At 63.5% G+C, this 22,111-nt stretch carries 17 protein-coding genes; 9 read left to right on the top strand and 8 right to left on the bottom strand.

The annotated features are described in order from the left end of the window. Positions 1-225: 225 nt before the first annotated feature. Positions 226-1,281 carry a CobW family GTP-binding protein gene (locus NKH22_RS05755; RefSeq protein ID WP_023694718.1) on the top strand — a complete coding sequence of 352 codons (1,056 nt, stop codon included), beginning with the start codon at positions 226-228 and terminating at the stop codon, positions 1,279-1,281. A gap of 248 nt (positions 1,282-1,529) precedes the next feature. Continuing rightward, positions 1,530-2,504, top strand: a complete 975-nt coding sequence (locus NKH22_RS05750) for a WD40 repeat domain-containing protein (protein WP_023689246.1) — start codon at positions 1,530-1,532, stop codon at positions 2,502-2,504. Position 2,505: 1 nt separating this feature from the next. Here NKH22_RS05750 and NKH22_RS05745 read toward each other — a convergent pair whose 3' ends face one another. Beyond that, positions 2,506-2,958, bottom strand: coding sequence for a hypothetical protein (locus tag NKH22_RS05745; protein WP_023683507.1), 453 nt, complete (start codon positions 2,956-2,958; stop codon positions 2,506-2,508). A 155-nt stretch (positions 2,959-3,113) separates the two neighbouring features. Between NKH22_RS05745 and NKH22_RS05740 the strand changes: the two genes are divergently transcribed. The 4 genes from NKH22_RS05740 to NKH22_RS05725 all read left to right on the top strand — a co-directional run bounded on the left by NKH22_RS05740 (position 3,114) and on the right by NKH22_RS05725 (position 8,856). Beyond that, positions 3,114-4,496 (top strand): aspartate aminotransferase family protein, encoded by a 1,383-nt coding sequence (locus NKH22_RS05740; RefSeq protein WP_023689247.1) that lies wholly within the window; start codon positions 3,114-3,116, stop codon positions 4,494-4,496. Between the two features lie 35 nt (positions 4,497-4,531). Beyond that, positions 4,532-5,917, top strand: a complete 1,386-nt coding sequence (locus tag NKH22_RS05735) for a glutamine synthetase family protein (protein WP_023683505.1) — start codon at positions 4,532-4,534, stop codon at positions 5,915-5,917. 231 nt (positions 5,918-6,148) lie between these two features. Further along, on the top strand, positions 6,149-7,384 hold the full coding sequence (locus NKH22_RS05730; RefSeq protein ID WP_023707780.1) for a putative DNA modification/repair radical SAM protein: 1,236 nt from the start codon (positions 6,149-6,151) through the stop codon (positions 7,382-7,384). A 2-nt stretch (positions 7,385-7,386) separates the two neighbouring features. Further along, on the top strand, positions 7,387-8,856 hold the full coding sequence (locus tag NKH22_RS05725; protein ID WP_352909131.1) for a UdgX family uracil-DNA binding protein: 1,470 nt from the start codon (positions 7,387-7,389) through the stop codon (positions 8,854-8,856). A 138-nt stretch (positions 8,857-8,994) separates the two neighbouring features. On the opposite strand, the gene NKH22_RS05720 is transcribed toward NKH22_RS05725, so the two are convergent. The 4 genes from NKH22_RS05720 to NKH22_RS05705 form a co-directional block, all read right to left on the bottom strand. Continuing rightward, positions 8,995-10,275, bottom strand: coding sequence for a glycerate kinase type-2 family protein (locus NKH22_RS05720; RefSeq protein WP_352909204.1), 1,281 nt, complete (start codon positions 10,273-10,275; stop codon positions 8,995-8,997). Between the two features lie 168 nt (positions 10,276-10,443). Continuing rightward, entirely contained in the window at positions 10,444-10,950 is a 507-nt protein-coding gene (locus NKH22_RS05715; protein WP_023671370.1) for a heme-degrading domain-containing protein, read from the bottom strand. Between the two features lie 310 nt (positions 10,951-11,260). After that, positions 11,261-12,577, bottom strand: a complete 1,317-nt coding sequence (gene guaD / locus NKH22_RS05710; protein WP_352496981.1) for a guanine deaminase — start codon at positions 12,575-12,577, stop codon at positions 11,261-11,263. 2 nt (positions 12,578-12,579) lie between these two features. Next, on the bottom strand, positions 12,580-13,797 hold the full coding sequence (locus tag NKH22_RS05705) for a urate hydroxylase PuuD (protein ID WP_352909129.1): 1,218 nt from the start codon (positions 13,795-13,797) through the stop codon (positions 12,580-12,582). Positions 13,798-13,932: 135 nt separating this feature from the next. On the opposite strand from NKH22_RS05705, the gene NKH22_RS05700 reads away from it, so the two are divergent. The 3 genes from NKH22_RS05700 to NKH22_RS05690 all read left to right on the top strand — a co-directional run bounded on the left by NKH22_RS05700 (position 13,933) and on the right by NKH22_RS05690 (position 17,182). After that, positions 13,933-14,853: a LysR family transcriptional regulator gene (locus NKH22_RS05700; protein WP_023671373.1), complete on the top strand. Its 921-nt coding sequence runs from the start codon at positions 13,933-13,935 to the stop codon at positions 14,851-14,853. A gap of 134 nt (positions 14,854-14,987) precedes the next feature. Beyond that, complete coding sequence (locus tag NKH22_RS05695) at positions 14,988-15,926, top strand: LLM class flavin-dependent oxidoreductase (protein ID WP_352909128.1); 939 nt, start codon at positions 14,988-14,990, stop codon at positions 15,924-15,926. Further along, complete coding sequence (locus NKH22_RS05690) at positions 15,923-17,182, top strand: LLM class flavin-dependent oxidoreductase (protein ID WP_352909127.1); 1,260 nt, start codon at positions 15,923-15,925, stop codon at positions 17,180-17,182. The genes NKH22_RS05695 and NKH22_RS05690 overlap by 4 nt, the downstream gene beginning before the upstream one ends. Here the strand turns inward: NKH22_RS05690 and xdhC are convergent. From xdhC to xdhA, 3 genes are all read right to left on the bottom strand, one after another. After that, a complete protein-coding gene (gene xdhC / locus NKH22_RS05685) occupies positions 17,179-18,189 on the bottom strand; it encodes a xanthine dehydrogenase accessory protein XdhC (RefSeq protein ID WP_352909125.1) in 1,011 nt (336 codons plus the stop codon). The two genes, NKH22_RS05690 and xdhC, sit on opposite strands and share 4 nt — an antisense overlap. A 74-nt stretch (positions 18,190-18,263) precedes the next feature. Beyond that, positions 18,264-20,630, bottom strand: a complete 2,367-nt coding sequence (gene xdhB, locus NKH22_RS05680) for a xanthine dehydrogenase molybdopterin binding subunit (protein WP_023742580.1) — start codon at positions 20,628-20,630, stop codon at positions 18,264-18,266. Beyond that, positions 20,630-22,111, bottom strand: a complete 1,482-nt coding sequence (gene xdhA / locus NKH22_RS05675) for a xanthine dehydrogenase small subunit (protein WP_023742579.1) — start codon at positions 22,109-22,111, stop codon at positions 20,630-20,632. Before xdhA ends, xdhB begins: the two co-directional genes overlap by 1 nt.

Raw genomic sequence — 22,111 nt, 5'->3', positions numbered from 1 at the left:
GCGGCGCGGCTCAGCACAGGTCAACGAAGAGGCGTTTCCGGCGACGCGTTGATGGTCGGCATCCCTCGCACTCGGCCTCTCGGGTCTACCCATCCGCTTCGTCAATCCTGGGTCAAACACCCAGGCGGTTTGCCTCGTGCAAAAGGCCGGCACACATCCTATATCAGGCCAACAATCCCTTCTTGCGGCCCGCAATTCCGTGGCCCAGCCATTTCGAGGCAAGATATGAGCGAAGCACAGACGCAAATCCCCGTGACCGTTCTCACCGGCTATCTCGGCGCCGGCAAGACGACGCTGCTCAACCGCATCCTGTCGGAAAACCATGGCAAGCGTTATGCCGTCATCGTCAATGAATTCGGCGAGATCGGCATCGACAATGATTTGATCGTGGAATCCGACGAGGAAATCTACGAAATGAACAATGGCTGCGTCTGCTGCACGGTGCGCGGCGACCTGATCCGCGTCGTCGAAGGCCTGATGCGCCGTCCCGGCCGCTTCGACGCCATCGTCGTCGAGACCACCGGCCTCGCCGATCCGGTGCCGGTGGCGCAAACCTTCTTCATGGATGACGACGTGCGCTCCAAGACCAGGCTCGACGCTGTCGTGGCCCTGGTCGACGCCAAGCACCTGCCGCTCAGGTTGAAGGATTCCAAGGAAGCCGAGGACCAGATCGCCTTCGCCGATGTTGTCGTGCTGAACAAGACCGATCTGGTGACGCCCGAAGAGCTGGCCAAGGTCGAAGCCACCATCCGCGCCATCAACCCGGCGGCCAGGATCCACCGCACCACGCGCGCCGGCGTGGCGCTGTCGGAAGTGCTCGACCGCGGCGCCTTCGACCTGTCGCGCGCATTGGAGAACGACCCACATTTCCTCGAGGCGCACGATCATGATCACGACCACCATGACCATGACGGGCACGATCACCACGACCATGATCACGACCATCATCATCACGATCACGCGCATCCCTCCGACATCCATGACGTGACCGTGCAGTCGGTGTCGCTGCGCGGCGGCGAGATGGACCCGAAGAAATTCTTCCCGTGGATCGAGAAGATCACTCAGATGGAAGGTCCCAACATCCTGCGGCTGAAAGGCATCATCGCGCTCAAGGGCGACGACGAGCGCTATGTCATCCAGGGCGTGCACATGATCATCGAAGGCGACCACCAGCGCGCCTGGAAAGACGGCGAAAAGCATGAGAGCCGGCTGGTGTTCATCGGCCGCGAGCTTGACGCCGAACGGCTGAAGAAGAGCTTTGACGCCTGCCAGGCGGCTTGATTTCCGGACTCTATGGCGCTAGCGCTGCCCGCTCTTCCTTCTCCCCTTGTGGGAGTAGGTGGCCTCGCGAAGCGAGGTCGGATGAGGGGTGCTCCAGCTCGGCACCGACGGCGATCCGTCCAACACCCCTCATCCGTCTCGGCGCTGCGCGCCGATCCACCTTCTCCCACAAAGGGGAAGGTTGACGCCAGGCCTGGCCGCCTCAATGGCTTCCCGGGAGTGGTGACAGCTTCATTGGAATGGTCCTGATGCCCACAGTTGCTCCCCTCGACCTGGAAGGTCACTGCCTTGCCGCCGTCTTCCTCGACAACGTGCCGCATTTTGCGCTGGCCGATGGGACAGTTCATAGGCTCGACAACGGCCACAAGGCAATTCAGGCCAATGACGGCCTGCTCTCCACGTTCCATGACGCCGCCAACGACCGCCTGATCACCGGCGGCGAGGACGGCAAGATTTTTGCTGTCACCGCAGGTGGCACCGTCGGCGAATTGGCGAGCGCCGGCAAGAAGTGGATCACCAGCGTCGCCGCCGGGCCGCAAGGCGCTATCGCCTATGCCACAGGCAAGACTGCGTTCGTGCGCTTTGCCGACGGCAAGACCAAAGAGTTTGCCCATCCGCGTTCGGTCGAGGGGCTGGCCTTCTCCCCCAAGGGCATACGCTTCGGCGTCGCCCGCTACAATGGCGCGACGCTGCATTTCCCGGCCGCCGAGGGCAAGCCGGTGGAGCTGGAATGGGCCGGTGCCCATACCGGCGTCACCTTCTCGCCGGATGGCGCCTTCCTCGTCACCACCATGCAGGAAAACGCGCTGCATGGCTGGAAGCTCGCCGACGGCAAGCACATGCGCATGACCGGCTATCCCGGCAAGGTCAAAAGCCTGTCGTGGAGCGTGAAGGGCAAATGGCTGGCGAGTTCCGGCGCGCCGGCGGCGATCGTCTGGCCGTTTTCGGGCAAGGACGGCCCGATGGGCAAGGCGCCGCTGGAGCTCGGCACGCGCGGCAACGCCATGGTGACATCGGTTGCCTGCCATCCGAGCCAGGATGTCGTCGCCGTCGGCTATGATGACGGCATGGTCATGGCGGTGCGCTTTACCGATGCCAAAGAGGTGCTGTTGCGCCGCCCGGGCAAGGGCGCCATCACCGCGATGATGTGGGATAAGGAAGAGCGCCGGGTCGCCTTCGGCAGTGCCGCCGGCGACTGCGGCGTCATCGATATCTCGGCGTGACCTATTCGGCTCCGCACGACACCTTGCCGGTCAATTCTTTCGGCTTGCCGTCCTGTTCCGTGTCGGCGGCGTTGTCGTAGACGGCAAGCGTGTACCGGCCGTCATAGACGCCCTCGTCACTGGTCTTGGTCAGGATCGTCAGTTCGACAGAGTTGAATTTATCTCCGAGCTGATGCTCGTGGTAGACGTTCAGCCGCAACTCCTTGTCGTCCAGCCAGTACTGGGTGAGGTCGGAATCCTCGAAGACGGTCTTGCGCAGACTGTCGCCTTCCGGCCGGCCAAGTATCTCGAGATCGCCGCGAAAATTGAAGGTCGGGCCGCCCATACCTCTGGTGACCCCGGCGCCGACCTCGAATTGCACCGCTTTGTCATCGACGGAACACCAGACGCCGCCCGATGCGGAAGCCGCAGCGGCCGACAAGAGTAGCGCAATAGCGCAGATGATCGTCCGCATTTTTCTCCCCAAACCACAGACCCGATCGCATTGGCGCCCGACTGCGCCGGAAGGTCAAGTCTGCCGAACTTGCTGCTGACCCAATGCAGGGCACCAACACGGCCAATTGCGGTTGCCGTCGCCAATTGGGTAGTGTGCCGGCCGAGAGGGATTTCATGCACAGCACGAACAGTTCAAAAGCATCCATCGACGGTATCAGCCGTGACCGCATCGCTGCATTGCGGACAAGCGAGGCGAACACCTTCCGCAAGGCGCGGCCGAAATCGCAGGCCAAGGTCGGTAACGGCCTGCCAGGCTTCTTCGGCGGTGTGCCGATGCACTGGATGAACGACTGGCCGACGCCATTCCCGATCCTGGTCGAAAGCGCCAAGGGCGCCGCCATCACGGACATCGACGGCAACAGGCTGGACGATTTCTGCCTCGGTGACACCGGCTCGATGTTCGGCCATTCGCCGCCGCCGGTGGCGCGCGCCATCCGCCGCCAGGCCGGGCGCGGCCTGACCTATATGCTGCCTTCGGAAGATGCGCTGGCCATCGGGCCGCTGCTCACACAGCGTTTCGGTCTGCCGTTCTGGCAGATCGCCACCACCGCCACCGACGCCAACCGCTTCGCGCTGCGCGTCGCCCGCGCCGTCACCGGCCGCGAAAAGATACTGGTCTTCAACGGCTGCTATCACGGCTCGGTCGACGAGACGATGGTCCGGATGGTCGACGGCAAGCCCGTGAATCGGCCGGGGCTGGCGGGTGAGTTTCGCGACCTGACCAAGACGGCGAAGGTCATTGAATTCAACGATGTCGCCGCGCTGCAAGCAGCGCTCAAGGACAAGGATGTCGCCTGCGTCATTGCTGAGCCGGTGCTGACCAATTCCTGCATGGTGCTGCCCGATCCGGGTTTTCACGACGCCTTGCGCAAACTGACGCGCGCGGCCGGAACGCTGCTTCTGATAGACGAGACGCACACGATTTCGACTGGACCCGGCGGCTACACCAGGAAATTCGGGCTGCAGCCCGACCTGTTCGTGCTGGGCAAGCCGATCGCCGGCGGCGTGCCGGCAAGCGTGTGGGGCATGAGCGACGAGGTCGCCTCGCGCTATGCCGACTACAATCGAACCAAGGAGCCGGGCTATTCCGGCATGGGCACGACGCTGTCGGCGAACCCGCTGCAGTTCGCAGCCATGCGCGCAACGCTCGAAGAGGTGATGACGCAGGAGAATTATGCCCGGATGGATCGCCTCGCCCTGCGGCTCGATGCCGGGCTGACCGGCGTCATCGATCGCTACAATCTGCCCTGGCATGTCGCCCGCGTCGGCGCCCGCGTCGAGTTCATCTGCGCCCCTGGCCCGCTCAGGAACGGCGCCGAAGCCGAGACTGCCCATGCGCCGGAGCTTGAGGCGGCTATCCATGTCGCGCTGGTCAACCAGGGCGTGCTGATCGCGCCCTTTCACAACATGATGCTGATCTCACCGGCCACCACCGGCGCCCAGGTCAACCGGCTGATCACCGCCTTCGCCACGGTTGCGGCAAGGCTGACGGCATGAGACAAGCTGCCAAGCCAAACTCGAGTACACTAGTCATGACTTCACCTTCGGGCTCGACGCCCGCCGAGGCGCAAGCCTTTCTCGACGCCCATCCCGAAATCGAAGCCTTCGATATCGTCTTGACCGACGCCAACGGCGTCGGCCGCGGCAAGATCGTGCGCCGGCATGAGCTGAAAAGCATCTTCGAGGGCGGCCGCCACATGCCGATCTCGATCCTCGGCCTCGACATCACCGGCGAGGATGTGCACGAAACCGGGCTGATCTGGACGACTGGAGACGGCGATCTCAGGGCATGGCCCATTCCCGGCACGCTGGTGCCGCTTTACGGCACGAACCCGCCGCGCGGCCAGTTGCTGATGGCGATGTACCATCTCGAGGGACAGCCAATGTCGTCGGACCCGCGCTTGGCGCTGGCCAGGCAGGTCGACATCTTGGCGGCCAAGGGCCTCTATCCCGCCGGCGCCTTCGAACTCGAATTTTTCCTGCTGGCCAATGAGCGCGATGCCGATGGCAAGGTGAAACCGGCGGATGCCGTGCTCGACGGCCGCCGCTCGGCCAAGACGGAAGTCTATTCCGTCGACCATCTGCACGGCATGGAGCCGCTGTTTTCCGACATCTATGCCGCGGCTAAGGCGCAAGGCATTCCGGCCGAAACGGTGATTTCCGAATACGCGCCCGGCCAGTACGAGCTGACGCTGAACTACCGCAAGGATGTCATGCGGGCGGCCGACGACCTCGTCATGTTGAAGCGGCTGGTGCGGGCGCAGGCGCGCCGCCATGGTGTTACCGCCTGCTTCATGGCCAAGCCGATCGAAAAATATGCCGGCTCCGGCATGCATTTCCATGTTTCGCTGCAGGACAAGAACGGCCGCAACGTTTTTGCCGAAGCCGGCGGCGAAAGCTGGTCGCTGCCGCTGCTGCAGGGGCTCGGCGGGCTGATCCAGACCATGGCCGAATCGATGCTGGTGTTTGCGCCGCACGCCAATTCCTGGCGGCGCTTCGTCTCGCAGTCCTATGCGCCGGTGGCGCCGACCTGGGGCGTCAACAACCGTTCGGTGGCGCTGCGCGTGCCGGCCGGCGACGCCAAGAACCGGCGCATCGAGCACCGGCCGTCGGGCGTCGACGCCAATCCCTACCTGATCGCGGCAACGGTGCTGGCCGGCATCATCAAGGGTCTGGACGAAGGCCTCGACCCCGGCCCTGAAACCACTGGGAATGGCTATGAAGCCGCTGTCACGCGCACGACCATGCCGGTCGACTGGCGCGCCGCGATCGAGGCGGCGCGCGCCTCGAGCTTCCTGAAAGAGGCGCTTGGCGAGGATCTGCATCGCACCTTCGTGGCGATCAAGCAGTCGGAGTATCTGCGCGTCGCGCGTACGGTGAGCGAGCTGGACTACCACCTCTACCTGCACGAGGTCTGAGAGACCGTTTCGAAATTCTACTCCGGCGGCCATCGATGGTGGTTTCTGCGCTTCCGATGCTCACGGACCAAATGTCCGCTGCGCTTCGGTTCTCGAAACCACCACCATATGACTCGCCAGAGCGAATTTCGAAACGGTCTCTGATTGCCCTGACGGCGGGCGGCGATCACTTTTTCGCCGCCTGCATCAAATGAGGTGGCGCTGCAGCCTTCAAGAACATATCATGAACGGATGAGCGCGCCCACCGTCCGTGAAAAGCTGGCAATCCTGTCTGACGCCGCCAAATACGACGCCTCCTGTGCTTCGTCCGGCTCGGCGAAGAAGGATTCGCTCCAATCCGGCGGTATCGGCTCCACAGAAGGCATGGGCATCTGCCATTCCTACGCGCCGGATGGCCGCTGCATTTCGCTCCTGAAAATCCTGCTCACCAATTTCTGCATTTACGATTGCAGCTACTGCATGAACCGCTCGTCATCGAATGTGCGCCGCGCCCGCTTTAGCATCGACGAGGTGGTGAAGCTGACCATGGACTTTTATCGGCGCAACTACATCGAGGGCCTCTTCCTGTCCTCAGGAGTCATCCGCTCCCCGGACGAGACCATGGCCGAGATGGTGGAGGTGGCGCGGCGGCTGCGGCTGGACGAAAAATTCTCCGGCTATATTCATCTGAAGACCATTCCGGAAAGCTCGGCCGAACTGGTCGAGCAGGCCGGGCTCTACGCCGACCGGCTGTCTATCAATGTCGAACTGCCGACCGATGAGGGCGTGAAGAAACTGGCGCCGGAGAAGAAGCCGCAAACGATCCGGCTTTCCATGGCGAACCTGCGCCGGAAGATGGAGGAAAAGGCCGAGCCGACGTTGCGGACCAAGAAGCGCGAACGCTTTGCGCCCGGAGGTCAGTCGACGCAGATGATCGTCGGCGCCGACAAGACATCCGACGACGGTATCTTGCACTCCAGTGCGCGGCTCTATGGCAGCTACCATCTGCGGCGCGTCTATTACTCCGCCTTCAGCCCGATCCCGGATTCGTCATCGTCGCTGCCGCTCCAGAAACCGCCGCTGATGCGCGAGCACCGGCTCTATCAGGCCGACTGGCTGATGCGCTTCTACGGCTTTTCGCAGCCGGAAATCCTCGCCGGCAGCAGCGACGGCATGCTCGATCTCGCCATTGACCCCAAGCTCGCCTGGGCTTTGCGCAATCGGGCGAGGTTTCCCGTCGACATCAACCGCGCCGATCGGGAAGCGCTGCTGCGGGTTCCGGGTCTGGGCACCAAGGTGGTGGCGAAGATCCTTGAAACCCGCCGCCACCGACGTATGCGGCTGGAAGATGTCGGACGGATCTGCCATTCGATCGCCAAGCTGAGGCCCTTCATCATCGCCGAAGGCTGGTCGCCGGGCGGACTCACCGACAAGACAGGCCTGCGCGATACGATCGTAAAGTCCTGCGAACAACTGTCGCTGTTTTGACCATGCAGCCGGCCCAGCTCGACCTTGCCCGATACACTGTCCGGCTAGCGAGCCAGACCGATTTCGCCGGTTGGCGCGATGCGGCACGGCGTCTGACGCTGAATGAGGTCCGGCCTGAGGATATTAGTTGGGGTGTCGGGTCCGACGCCAATGATCCTCGAGATGCCTTGCCGGCGGTGCCAGAGGGCGCGCAGCTTACCGTCCCGCGCGAGTTCATCGCCCATGCCGAAACCGCCTTCTGCCACTCCGACCCCGGCCGGTTTGCCTTTCTCTACTGGATGCTTTGTCGCCTGCGCACCGAGCCGAAACTGCTGGCGATCGCATCCGATCCCGACACCAGGCGGCTCGAAGCCATGGAAAAGGCGGTGCGGCGCGACAGCCATAAGATGCATGCCTTCGTACGCTTCCGGAAGATCGGCTACGGCGAGGACGAGCGCTACGTCGCCTGGTTCGAGCCGGAGCATTTCATTGTCGAGCGCAACGCGGATTTCTTCGTCCGGCGGTTCACCGGCATGCGCTGGACCGTCCTGACGCCCTATGCCTCCGCCGACTGGAATGGCGAAAGGCTGGCGATCGGCCCGGGTGCGGCCAAGGGCGATGCACCCGATCAGGACGACACCGAGGCGTTGTGGCTGACCTATTTCCAGAACATCTTCAACCCGGCGCGGCTCAAGGTGAAGGCGATGCAGAAGGAGATGCCGAAGAAATATTGGCGGAACCTTCCCGAGGCCTCGCTCATTCCAGATCTGATCGCAGGAGCGGACGAGGCCGCTATAGCCATGATTGCCAGACAACCGACGACGCCGGCGCCGCACCACGCCAAGCTGCAGGCAAGACATTGGCCGAAGCCCGAGCCGGCCGAGGCGCCGGATGAAGACGATGCCAAGACGATTTCCGATTTGCGCGAGGCTGCAAAGGGTTGTCGTCGCTGCCCGCTCTGGCGCGACGCGACACAGACCGTGTTCGGCGAGGGGCCGGATGACGCCAAAGTGGTCTTCGTCGGCGAACAACCTGGCGATCAGGAAGATCTCGCCGGCAAACCTTTTGTCGGGCCAGCGGGCAAAGTGTTCGATGCAATTCTCGATGACGCAGGCGTCGACCGGCAAAAAGTCTACGTCACCAACGCCGTCAAGCACTTCAAGTTCGAGCCGCGCGGCAAGCGCCGCATCCACTCGAAGCCAAATACCGGCGAAGTCCAGGCCTGCCGCTGGTGGATCGGCCGGGAGCTTGAGCTGATCAAGCCGGACCTCGCCGTGGCGCTTGGGGCAACGGCGGCGTTGTCGCTGCTGGGCAAGGCCATTGCCGTGACGAAAATGCGCGGCCAGTTGATCGAACGCGAGGATGGCTTGCGCGTGTTCATCACCATCCACCCGTCCTTTATCGTGCGCATTCACGAGCCGACGGACAAGGAGGCTGAGCGCGAGCGGTTCCTAAAGGATATGAAAGAGGTGAAGCGGCTGATGGGGTCGTGAGATGAGCGAAAGCCTCAGCGACATCGTCATCCGCGGGCGGAACAAGGAGCTTCGCTCCTGCTTCGCCCAGGGATGACGAAGCTGAGTGGCTTCACGGTCGTGAATCCAACGTTGGAAACTTCGGCCGCCACGGCCGAATTAACTGATCAGGATTGCCCTCAGATCATTCACATTCGTACCCGTCGGCCCCGGCACGAACAGATCGCCGATCGCGTTGAACGCCGTCCAGGCATTGTTGCCGGCCAGCATCGCCTTGGCGTCGATGCCGGCGGCACGCATGCGCGAGACGGTCGAGCCATCGGCAAAGGCGCCGGCATTGTCTTCCGAGCCATCGATGCCGTCGGTATCGGCGGCCAGTGCATGAATACCTTCCGCGCCGCTGATGCCGATGGCAAAGGCGAGCAGGAATTCGGAGTTGCGGCCGCCCTTGCCCCTTTTTCCGTCAACAGGGGCCCGCAAAGTCACGGTCGTCTCGCCGCCGGACAGGATCAGCACCGGCTTTTGGAACGGCCGGTTGCGCGTCGCCACTTCGCGCGCAATGGCTGCATGCACGCCACCGACCTCGCGCGCCTCGCCCTCGATGGAATCGGAGAGGATGACGGCTTCGATGCTTTGCCGTTTTGCCTCAGCGGCTGCCGCTTCCAGCGATACGCCAGCCGAGGCGATCAGGTGCACTTCATTGCGTGAAAAGCGCTGGTCATCCGTATCTGGCGCATCGGCCTCTGGCGAGTTGATGTGCGCCATGACGGCGTCGGGCAGCTTCATGCCATAGGCCGCTATCGAGGCCAGCGCATCGGCGCGGTTGCCGGAGTCGGGCACGGTCGGGCCGGAGGCCACCAGGGCCGGGTTGTCGCCGGGAATGTCACAGACAACCAGTGATACCAGTTTGGCCGGCCAGGCGGCAGCTGCCAGCCGGCCGCCCTTGATGGTTGAGACATGCTTGCGGATGGTGTTCATGGCCGCGATCGGCGCGCCGGAGGCGAGCAGCGCCTCGTTGACGGCGATTTCGTCGGCGAGCGTCAGGCCAGCGGCAGGCGACGGCAGCAGCGCCGATCCTCCGCCCGATATCAGCGCCACTACCAGGTCGTCCGCAGTCAGCCTTTGCACCTTTTCGAGCAGGCGCCGCGACGCCTCAAGACCGGCAGCGTCCGGTACCGGATGTGCCGCCTCGATGATTTCGATGCGCTCGCATCTGGCGCCATAGCCGTAGCGGGTGACGACCAGCCCTTCGATTGGGCCATCCCACACCTTCTCGAACGCGGCCGCCATCTGCGCCGAGCCCTTGCCGGCGCCAATGACAATGGTACGGCCCTTGGGCCTGGCCGGCAGATGATCCCTGATGGTCCGTTCAGGATCGGCAGCGGCAACAGCGGCATTGAAGATCGAGATGAGAAAGGATTTGGGATCGAGCACGGTTATCCTTGGCCGTAACTGGCGGTTTTCAAAATGAGCAAACGTTGGCGCTGCCCCTCACCCTCACCCCGTGAAAGACGGGGAGAGGGGATCGCCAGCGCTCGAGCTTGTCCTTTCTCCCCGTCACTATACGGGGAGAAGGTGCCGGCAGGCGGATGAGGGGCAGCGCCAACGTCACGATTTACCTTCCGGCGGCAGCGCCAATTGTGTCCGATCGACGCCGAGATGATCGCACAGTGCATCGACGACGACGCCATGATCCTGGCGTTCCGGCAGGCCGGAGACGGCGATGACGCCGATGACGCCGGCACCCTTTACAGTCACCGGAAACCCGCCGCCGGCCAGTACGTAATCAGCAATATCCAGCCCCTCGCCGACCTTGAAGGTGCGGTCCGGTCGCTGCTGTTCCAGCACCAGACGATAGGTGCTCCTGAGGTAGCGCTTGACCACATTGATCTTGCGTCGTGCCCAGTCGGGGTTGGAGGCGTTTGAACCGGGCATCGCGGCATAAAACAGCGGCCGATCCCACAGCCTGATATCGATGATGATGGGCAGCTTTTCGGCCAGCGCCCGCTCGCGGATCGCCGCGCCGACCTTGAACGCGACGGCCTCGTCGAAGGCCGGGAAGACCAGCGTCTCTTCCTGTTTCTGGATCAGAGCGATGTCGTCTGCGGCGGCCATTTTTGTTCTCCGAAATCGTCACAAATCGTGTGTACGACAAGCTCCGCCCGGTCAAGGTCTCGTCGCGGTGGTGGTCTTGCCCCGCCAGGATCGCCCCCCACTCCGTCGAGCTTCTCTCGACACCTCTCCCCCGATCGACGGGGTAGAGGAAGGGCGCAAAGCTGTCCGAACCGGCGCCCGTCCTCCGAAGCAAAGGCTCCTTCCTCTCCCTCCGGAGGGGGAGAGTTGGCGCCGCGAAGCGGCGACGGAGTGGGGGAACTTCTTGGCAACCAGGCGCAATCATCATCTTGTCCCGCGCGGATGATGAGTCCTAACCCGCGATCATATCGATCTTGGCCGGCCGCCCCGCGACATAGACCTCGCGCACGGCACGGTCGTCGCCCAATGTCTGCAGCAGGAACAGCTCCTCCGCCAGCGTCTCCACAGTCTCCATCCTCAGCCGCATCGCCGGCGTGGCGCGGGCGTCGAGCACGGTGATGTCCGCGTCGGTGCCTTCATCCAGCGTGCCGACCTTGTCCGCCACAGACAGCGCCTCGGCATTGCCACGTGTTAATTGCCAGAAGGACTGGAACGGGTTCAGCTTTTCGCCATTCAGCGCAATCACCTTGTAGCCCTCGTCCATGGTGCGCAGCATCGAATAGTTGGTGCCGCCGCCGACATCGGTGGCGGCAGCGATCCTGAGCGGCTTGTCGCGGCGACGAATGCGCTGGTAGTTGAACAGGCCGGAGCCGAGGAACAGGTTCGAGGTCGGGCAGAACACCGCCACGGAGCCTGAGTCCGACAGCGCATCGGCCTCTCGTTCCGAGAGATGGATGCAGTGGCCGAACAGGCTCTTTGGCCCCAGCAGGCCATACTGCTCGTAGACATCGGTGTAGTCGCGCGCTTGCGGATAGAGTTTTTGCGTGAAGGCGATTTCGGCGTGGTTTTCCGACAGATGCGTCTGCATGTGCAGGTCGGGGTTTTCGCGGCAGAGCGTGCCGGCCATCTCCAGCTGCTCGGGCGAGGATGTGATGGCGAAGCGCGGCGTGATCGCATAAAGCTGGCGGCCCTTGCCGTGCCATTCCGCAATCAGCGCCTTCGTATCGTCATAGCCGGATTGCGGCGTGTCGAGCACGCCTGCCGGCGCATTGCGGTCCATCATCACCTTGCCGGCAATGTTGAGCATGCCGCGCGCATGCGATTCGGCAAAGAACGCTTCGGCAGACGCCTTGTGCACCGAGCAGTAGGCGGCGACCGTCGTCGTGCCGTGGCGCACCATCTCGTCCAGGAACAGCCGAGCGATGCGGCGGCCATGCTGAGCGTTGGCGAATTTGGTCTCTTCGGGAAAGGTGTAGGTGTTCAGCCAGTCGAGCAGTTCGGCGCCGTAGGAGGCAATGACCTGCATCTGCGGAAAATGCGCATGCGCATCGATGAAGCCGGGCAGCAGCAGATGCGGCCGATGATCGATCTTTTTCGCACCGTCGCCCGCTTGCTTTTCGACTTCCGTGTAGCTGCCTACGGCAACGATCCGGCCGTCGCGGATCAGCAGGCCGCCATCCTCCTCATAGCGCCAGGCGGCATGGTCGTCGATGGCTTCGGGCCAGCGCAAAAAACTTAGGGTGCGGCCGCGCAGAAGTGTGGAGGTCATCCCTATTTCCCTGCGCCTTCGAACCAGGCGACCAGCAGCGCCCGTTCCTTGTCGCTGATCTGGGTGACGTTGGCGGGCGGCATGGCGTGGCTGCGCCCGGCCTGCAAATAGATTTCACGCGCATGCTCGGCAATGCCGGCGTCGGTGTCGAGCATCACGCCCTTCGGCGCATGGTAGATGCCTTCATAGACCGGCTCGGCCGTATGGCACATCGAGCAGCGGCCAAGCACGGTGTCGCGCACCGCCGGGAAATGCGACGAGGCGATATAGACTTCGGCCGCGGCGGATGCCTTGGGCTCGCCGGTCAGTATTTTCGGCGCTGTCGACAGCCACATGATGATCATGAACAGAACGGCAGCTGCCATCCAGGTCCAGTGCGGATTGCCGGCACGCTTGTGCACGGTGTTGAAATAGTGCCGGATCAAGACGCCGATGATGAACACCAGCGAGGCGATGACCCAGTTGAACTCCGTCGCAAACGCCAGCGGATAGTGGTTCGACAGCATCAGGAACAGCACGGGCAGCGTCAGGTAATTGTTGTGCAGCGAGCGCTGCTTGGCGATCTTGCCGTATTTCGGGTCGGGCTTGCGGCCGGCAATCAGGTCGGCGACGACGATCTTCTGGTTTGGAATAATCACAATGAAGACGTTGGCCGACATGATCGTGGCGGTGATGGCGCCCAGATGCAGGAAAGCGGCGCGGCCGGTGAACAGATGCGTCAGCCCCCAGGCGATGAACACCAGCACGCCATAGAGCACCAGCATCAGTCCGGTGTCACTTTTGCCGAGCGGCGACCGGCAGAGCAGATCGTAGACAACCCAGCCGACGCCGATCGTCGCCATCGACAGCAGGATGCCCACGGGAACCGACATGGACAGAACATTGGGGTCGATCAGGAACAAATCGGCGCCGGCATAGTAGACCACGCACAGCATGGCGAAGCCGGACAACCATGTGGCGTAGGATTCCCACTTGAACCAGGTCAGGTGTTCCGGCATTTCGGCCGGCGCCACCAGATATTTCTGGACGTGGTAGAAGCCGCCGCCATGCACCTGCCATTCCTCGCCGAATGCGCCGGCCGGCATACCGGGGCGCTGGCGCAGCCCAAGGTCGAGCGCGACGAAATAGAAGGACGAGCCGATCCAGGCGATGCCGGTGACGACGTGCAGCCAGCGCACGGCGAAACTCAGCCAGTCCCAGAAAATTGCGAAATCCATCATTTGAAATTGTCCCTGCCGATCGGCTGACTTTACGGTGTCGGGCGCAAACGAAAAGAGGCGAGGTGTACGATGACTTTCAAAAAAAAATGGAAAATACTAGGCTGACCACGTACGCCGCCACATAAAGAGCCACGAATGGCCTATCTCGACAACATCGCCGTCTTCGTCCGCGTCGTCGAGCTTGGTAATCTCTCGGCGGCAGGCCGCGACATGCGCATTTCGCCGGCGGTCGCCTCCAACCGCATCAAGGAGCTGGAAAAACACCTCGGCGTGCGGCTGTTCAACCGCACCACACGGCAATTGATGCCGACGGAGCATGGCACGGTGTTCTACTCCGGCGCCAAGCAGGTGCTGGAGGCGATCACCGAGGCGGAAGCCGCGGTCTCGGCTCTTTCCGGCCAACCGCGCGGCACCATCAAGGTGACCGCACCGCTCGGCCTCGGACGGCGGCTGGTGGCGTCGGGCATTCCGGATTTCCACGACAAATACCCCGATATCGAGGTGCGGCTGAGGCTCTCCGACCACAATATCGACATCATGAAGGAAGGCATCGACGTCGCCTTCAAGCTCGGCATCATCGAGGATTCCAGCCTGCGGATGCGCGGGATCATGGAATGTGAACGCGTGCTGGTGGCGGCACCGAAATATCTCGAAGCGCGCGGCGAGCCGGTGGAGCCACAGGAGCTGATCGGCAAGAAGCACGACTGCCTGATGCTGCGCTATTCCGGGGCGCGCGAATATGTCTGGACGCTGCAGACGCCGTCCGGCCCGCAGAAATTCGAGGTGCACGGCCCCTACGACACCGACGATGGCGATGTGCTGACCGGCTGGGCGCTGTCGGGCCGCGGCATCATCAACAAGCCGCGCTTCGAGGTCGAACCCTTCATCCGCGACCGGCGGCTGCAGGTCATCCTGGCCAGCACGCCGCCAACGCCGGTGCAGTTCGCCGCCGTCTATCCGCACAAGAAGCTGCAGGACCCGAAGGTGCGGCTGTTGCTCGACTTCATGGCCGAGCGTTGCCAGCGGCTGATCAAGGATTTGCTGGCCGGCAAATAGGGGCTGGCCGGCAAATAGCCTGGCTGGAAAGTGATGGGCTGTTGGCCCAGTCGCAAGGGTTGCCTTACACGCAGGCGACCTTAGGTTTGCATACTCCGCCTCGATGGCCCCGCGCCGACTGACGAGCAAACCCAATGCATCTCGCCGTTTCGCTCAACATTGCTTCCAGGCAGGCGCTCACGTTCAGCGACCTGGCCGGCTTTGCCAAGCAAGCCGAAGCGGCTGGGCTGGACATGATAATCCTCGATGACTCCCCGCCGAACAGCGCCGGGTCGAGTTCTTTCGAAGCGACGACCTTGCTGGCGGCGCTGGCGACGGTGACGAGCAGGATCGGCCTCGTTGCCGCAGCGTCGACCGTCGCCCACCAGCCCTACAATCTGGCGCGCCGTTTTGCCTCGCTCGATATCATCAGCCATGGTCGCGCCGGCTGGCACGCTACCATGGCGCAGGCACCGCGCGACGCCGCCAATTTCAGCCGGCCGGATGGTTTTTCCGATGCCGATTTCCGTCGCCGCACGGAGGAATATATCGGCATCGTTCAGGGCTTGTGGCAGGGTTGGGACGCGGATGCGCTGCTGTTCGACAAGGAAGGCGGCCGCTTCCACGACCCCGAAAAAATGCATCTGCTCGACCACAAGGGCGAATTTTTCTCGGTGCGCGGACCCCTGAACGTCGCGCGCTCGCCACAGGACACGCCGGTGCTGGTGCTGTCGGGTCTGTCGCAAGCCGACCTGGATATCGCCGCCCGTACCGCCGATGTCATCCTTCTGGACAAGGTTCAGGACGCCAAGGCGCGCCATGACGATCTGAAGCGCCGCATCGCCGCCTGCGGACGCGATCCGGGTGCGGTCAAGCTTCTGCTGAACGTTGGCGCAGATGTCGCTGCCAACGCGCTCGAAGCGTCGTTCCGTTCAGAAAGCTGCGACGGGTTTAACATCGCAATGCCCACTGCGGCGCTCGACGGCTTCATCGGCCGCGTGCTGCCGGATCTGCAGCGGCGTGCTCTTGTCCGGCCGGATTATTCGGGCACGACACTGCGCTCGCACCTCGGACTTGCCAGAGGCGACCAATGACCCGCCAGATGAAGCTCGGCGCCTTCCTGTGGGCGACCGGCCACCACATCGCCGCCTGGCGCCACCCGAAGGCGCATGTCACCGCCGGCATCGACATCGACCATTACATCCAGCTGGCGCGTACGGCGGAGGCGGCGAAGTTCGACATGGTGTTCTGCGAGGACGCCGCCGGCTTGCGCGAAGCCAATGTCGGCATCGCCAGCCAGACCTCGCGCTCGATCGGCTTCGAGCCGATCAGCCTGCTTTCGGCGCTCGCCGTCCAGACCAGCCGCATCGGCCTCGTTTCGACGGCCTCGACCAGCTACAACGAACCCTACGGACTGGCGCGGACCTTTCTGTCGCTCGACCAGCTGAGCGGCGGCCGCGCTGGCTGGAATCTGGTGACGTCGGCGAGCCCCATCGAGGCCGCCAATTTCGGCGCGACCGGCCTCAAGCCCCATGCTGACCGCTATGAACGGGCGCGTGAATTCGCCGAGGTGGTGTCAGGACTTTGGCAAGGCGGCGGCTTTCACGGCCATGACGGCCAGAGCTTTTCGGTGCGCGACCCGCTCGATCTGGCGCGCTCGCCGCAGGGCGCACCTGTTATGGTGCAGGCCGGCGCCTCGGATGTCGGCCGCGACCTTGCCGCCCGCACCGCCGATGTGGTGTTCACGGCGGCGCAGACCCTCGCGGAAGCCAAGGCCTTTTACGACGACCTCAAGGGCCGCATGGCTGCCTATGGGCGCGAACCCGATGACATCAAGATCATGCCTGGAGTGGCGCCTGTGGTGGCGGAAACCGAGGCAGAAGCGCAGGAGAAACATGAGGAATTGCAGGCGCTGATCCCCGACGATGTTGGCGTCGCGCTGCTGTCCAGCTATCTCAGCATTTCGGACCTGTGGCGCTATCCGATCGACGGGCCGATGCCGGAACTGCCGGAGACCGAGGGGATGAAGAGCCGGCAGGCGCTGGTTGTCGAGCAATCGCGCCGCGACGGGCTTTCCATCCGCCAGCTTGCCCGCCACTTCGCCGGCGCACGTGGCCATTGGCGTATCGTCGGGACCCCGGCGCAGATCGCCGACGAATTGCAGGCGCGGTTCGAAGGCGGCGGCGCGGACGGCTTCAACGTCATGCCGTCCTGGTTTCCCGGCGAACTCGATGCCTTTGCCACGCTGGTGGTGCCGGAACTGCAGCGACGCGGACTGTTCCGTCGGGAATACGAAGGCAGCACCTTGCGAGATCATCTTGGCCTGAAGCGGTCGGATAAAAAAGATTAGCCGGCTACCTCTTGGCCTTGCCGCGCCTGCTGGCTTACCGCCGGTGCCGCGCCGTGCGCGACCAGCGCCGTCATGATCTCGGCCGCGGCCAGCGCAGCTATGACCGGTGGGCGCTTGTCCTTGACCGCATCGCCGCCGATCGGCGAGACGAGGCGGGCGAACTCAGCCTCCGTGCCCTCAGCCGATTTCAGGAACCAGTTCCTGAACGTCGCTTTCTTGGTCTTCGAGCCGATCATGCCGACATAGGCCGCGTCATCGCGCTTCAGCGCTTCGGCGACGATGAGGAAATCCAGTGCGTGATCATGGGTGAGGATGGCGAAGGCGGTGCCGGCGGGAGCTTTGCGTATCACGGCCTCCGGCATCGGCGTCAGCCGCGTCTCGACCGTCTCGGGCATGCCTTCCAACGCTTCGGCACGTGTCTCGATGACGACGCCATGCACAGGAAGAAGCGCGATGGTCGAGGCCAGCGCCTGGCCGACATGGCCGCCGCCGAAGATATAGACATGTGGCAAATGGGCTTCCTCGGCTTCCGCGGCTGCCACCAGTTCTTGCGCCAGCGTCGCATCGACGAGCCTGATCAACACTTCGACGCGCCCGCCGCAACATTGGCCGATTTCGGGGCCTAGCGGCACATCGAGCGTGGCGCAGACTTCGTCGACCTCGATACGGGTTCCCCTCCCCCTCGAGGGGAGGGTGGCGGCGAAGCCGCCGGGTGGGGTCGCTGCGGCAGTGCGCGACGCCCTTGCGGTGCCTCCTGAGAGGACCCCCTCTGGCCGCTTTGCGGCCATCTCCCCCTCAAGGGGGGAGAAAAGCATCTGCCTGGCCTTGTCGATCGCCATATATTCGAGCTGGCCGCCGCCGATGGTGCCAAAAGTCGCCGCCTGCGAGACGAGCATGAAGGCGCCCTTCTCGCGCGGGGTTGAGCCCTTGGTACTGGCCACTTCGACCAAGGCAAACCGGTCGGCGCTGGCGAGAAAAGCTCTGAGGCTTTGCACTTTCGACTTCATATTTCGCATTCCCGTACGGGAAATATAGGGTTTTTCAGTCTGAATTGCACGTTTTGCCAGAATCCAGGTCAGAGTCAGGCGCTATTCTTGGCTTCACCCTTCAGCCGTTCGATCGCCATCAGCACCCGTTCTGGTGTTGCAGGAGCGTCGAGACGCGGACAGACCTTATGATCGGCCACACTTGCCACCGCGTCCGACAGCGCATGCAGCACAGACATGCCGAGCGGGAAGGGCGGTTCGCCGACCGCCTTGGAACGGTGCACCGTCGGCTCGTTGGCCTCCGGCCAGTCGGCCAGCGTGACGTTGAATATCTTCGGCCGGTCGGACGCGAGCGGGATCTTATAGGTCGACGGCGCGTGCGTGCGCAGCCGGCCCTTGTCGTCCCACCACAGTTCCTCCGTCGTCAGCCAGCCCATACCCTGGATGAAGCCGCCCTCGATCTGGCCGAGATCGATGGCGCGGTTCAGCGAGCGGCCGGTGTCATGCAATATGTCGGTGCGCTCGACGACATATTCGCCGGTCAACGTGTCGACCGAGACTTCCGAGCACGAGGCGCCATAGGCGAAATAATAGAACGGACGGCCCTCGCCCTTGTCACGGTTCCAGTGGATTTTCGGCGTCTTGTAAAAACCCGCCGCCGACAGTTGGATGCGGGCCATATAGGCCTGCTTGACGAGGTCGGTGAAGGCGATCTCCTGATTGCCGATGCGCACCCGGTTGGGCAGGAAAAGCACCTGCTCGCGCGGCACCTGGTATTTTTCGGCGGCGAAGTCGGTCAGCCGTTCCTTGATCTGGCGGGCGCCGTTCTGCGCCGCCATGCCGTTGAGGTCGGTGCCGGACGACGCCGCGGTGGCCGAAGTGTTCGGCACCTTGCCGGTGGTCGTCGCGGTGATCTTGACCTGGTCGAGGTCGATCTGGAACTCTTCCGCCACCACCTGCGCCACCTTGACGTAGAGGCCTTGCCCCATCTCGGTGCCGCCGTGATTCAGATGCACCGAACCGTCGGTGTAGACATGCACCAGCGCGCCGGCCTGGTTGTAGTGGGTGGCCGTGAAAGAGATGCCGAATTTGACCGGCGTCAGCGCCAGGCCGCGCTTGATGAAGCGGCTGTTGGCGTTGAAGGCCTGGATGATGCGGCGGCGCCCCGCATAGTCGGCGCTCGCCTCCAGCTCGGCGACGATGCGGTGGATGATGTTGTCCTCGACCGTCTGGTGATACGGGGTGACGTTGCGGCCCCCGTCTTTATCACCACTGGTGCCATAAAAATTCTGCTTGCGGATTTCGAGCGGGTCCTTGCCGACGGCAAAGGCAACCTCGTCGATGACGCGTTCGGCACCGACCATCCCTTGCGGGCCGCCGAAGCCGCGAAACGCCGTGTTCGACACGGTGTTGGTGTAAAGCGGCGCCGATTGCGCATGCACCGCCGGCCAGAAATAGGTGTTATCGCAATGGAACAGCGCGCGGTCGGTGACCGGGCCGGACAGGTCCGATGAAAAGCCGCAACGCGCCGCGAACATGAAGTCGACGCCAAGAATGTTGCCGGCGTCGTCGAAACCTACTTCGTAGTCGACGAGGAAGTCATGGCGCTTGCCGGTGGCAATCATGTCGTCGTCACGGTCGGGCCGAATCTTGACCGCGCGATGGTGTTTCTTGGCGGCGATCGCCGCCAATGCCGCAAACTGGTTGCCTTGCGTCTCCTTCCCGCCGAAGCCACCGCCCATACGGCGGATTTCCACCGTGATGGCATTGCTCGGCACGCCCAGCGCATGGCTGACCATATGCTGGACTTCGCTCGGATGCTGGGTCGAGGAATAGATGGTGACGTCCTGGTCCTCGCCGGGAATGGCCACTGCGATATGGCCTTCGAGATAGAAATGCTCTTGGCCGCCGATGCGCATCTTGCCCTTCAGCCGGCGGGGCGCCGCCTTGATCGCGGCAGCGGCATCGCCACGCTTCAGCGTGAGCGGCGGCGTGACCAGCTTGTCCTTGCGGGGGTCGAGATCGCCAATGTCGGTGACGAAAGGCAATGGACTGTATTCGACCTTGGCCAGCCGGGTGGCGCGGCGCGCCTGTTCGCGCGTCTTGGCAATAACGCAGAAGATCGGCTGACCATAAAACTGCACCTTGTCGTCGGCCAGCACCGGCTCGTCGTGTCGACCGGTCGGCGAAATGTCATTTTCGCCCGGAACGTCCTTGGCCGTCAGCACATCGACGACGCCCGGCGCCGCGCGCACCGCCGACAGATCCATTTTGCTGATCGTCGCATGCGTCGCCGTGGACAGGCCGAGGCAGCCATGCAGCATGCCCGCCGGTTCCGGCATATCGTCGATATAGACCGCGCTGCCGCTGACATGCTTGTGCGCGGAATCGTGGCGCTGGTCGGCGGCGACGCCACCGGAAATCTTCTGCGCCTTGAGATCTGGAGAGGCGTGCTTGTTCATCAGGCCGCCTCGTTGCGTGACACCTGGAACGGCGCCTTGCTGCCGCTGGTTTCGGCAAAAAAGCGCAGCAGCAGGTTCCTGGCCGCCAGCGCCCGGTACTCGGCCGATGCCCGCATATCGGTCAGCGGGGTGAAATCGCCGGCATATTCAGCCATGGCCGCTTCCACCGTTGTCTCCGTCCACGGCTTGCCGAGCAGCGCTTTTTCGACACCGAAAGCCCGCTTCGGGGTGGCCGCCATGCCGCCATAGGCGATGCATATATCGGCCACGGTTCCGTCCTTGGCCAAGTCGAGGAAAAAGGCGCCAAGGGCTGCGGTGATGTCCTCGTCGCGGCGCTTGGTGATCTTGTAGACGGCAAACTTCGTGCCCTTGGCCGGCACGGGAACGTGCACGGCCTCGACGAATTCGCCTGGCTGCCGGTCCTGCTTGCCATAGGCGATGAAGAAATCCTCGAGCGCGATGGTGCGCCGCTTCTTGCCGCGGCGCAGCGTCAGTTGCGCACCAAGCGCGATCAGGGGCGGCGGCGTGTCGCCGATCGGCGAGCCATTGGCGATGTTGCCGCCGATGGTGCCCATGTTTCGTACCTGTTCGCCGCCGATGCGGTCGAACAATGGCCCGAGCGCGGGGATGCGCTTGGCCAGTGTCGCGAAGGCGTCGGTGTAGGTAACGCCGGCGCCGATGGTGATGACGTCATTGTCTTCGGAGATCGCGCACAGCCCCTCGAGATTGCCGATGAAGACTACCGGTGAGATGTCGCGCATGTGCTTGGTGACCCACAGGCCGACGTCGGTCGAGCCGGCGACAACAGTGGCGTCGGGTTCCTTATCCAGTACAGCGGCGAAATCATCGGCGTTGGCCGGGACGACCAACCTCAGCTTGCCGGCGCCGATTTCGACGCGGGCACCGTCATGCATAGCCTCGAGCCTGGCGGTGATCGCCTTGCGCTCGGCCGCCAGCGGATCCTTCGCCGCCTTGCCGTAGCTGGAGATGGCACGCGCGGCGCGCATGATTGCCTCATAGCCGGTGCAGCGGCAAAGATTGCCTTGCAAGGCCTTTTCGATCGCGGCATTCGACGGGTCCGGCGACTTCATCCACAGGCCGTAGAGCGACATGACGAAGCCCGGCGTGCAGAAGCCGCATTGCGAACCGTGGAAATCGACCATCGCCTGCTGCACCGGATGCAATTGGCCAGGCGCGCCGCGCAGATGCTCGACGGTGACGACATGGGTGCCGTCGAGCGAGCCCAGGAAGCGGATGCAGGCATTGACGCTTTCATAAACCAGCTTGCCGGCGGACAATTTTCCGACCAGCACCGTGCAGGCGCCGCAATCGCCCTCGGCGCAGCCTTCCTTGGTGCCGCGCAGCGAGCGGTCGAGCCGCAACCAGTCGAGCAAGGTCGCGTCGGGCGCCACCGACGACAGCGCGACATCCCTGCCATTGAGGATGAAGCGGATCTCGTTGCGTATGGTGATCTTGGCCAT

This window comes from Mesorhizobium sp. M1252, from assembly GCF_040318265.1.
Lineage (GTDB): Bacteria > Pseudomonadota > Alphaproteobacteria > Rhizobiales > Rhizobiaceae > Mesorhizobium.
This window is presented reverse-complemented; position numbering and strand designations above follow the sequence as displayed.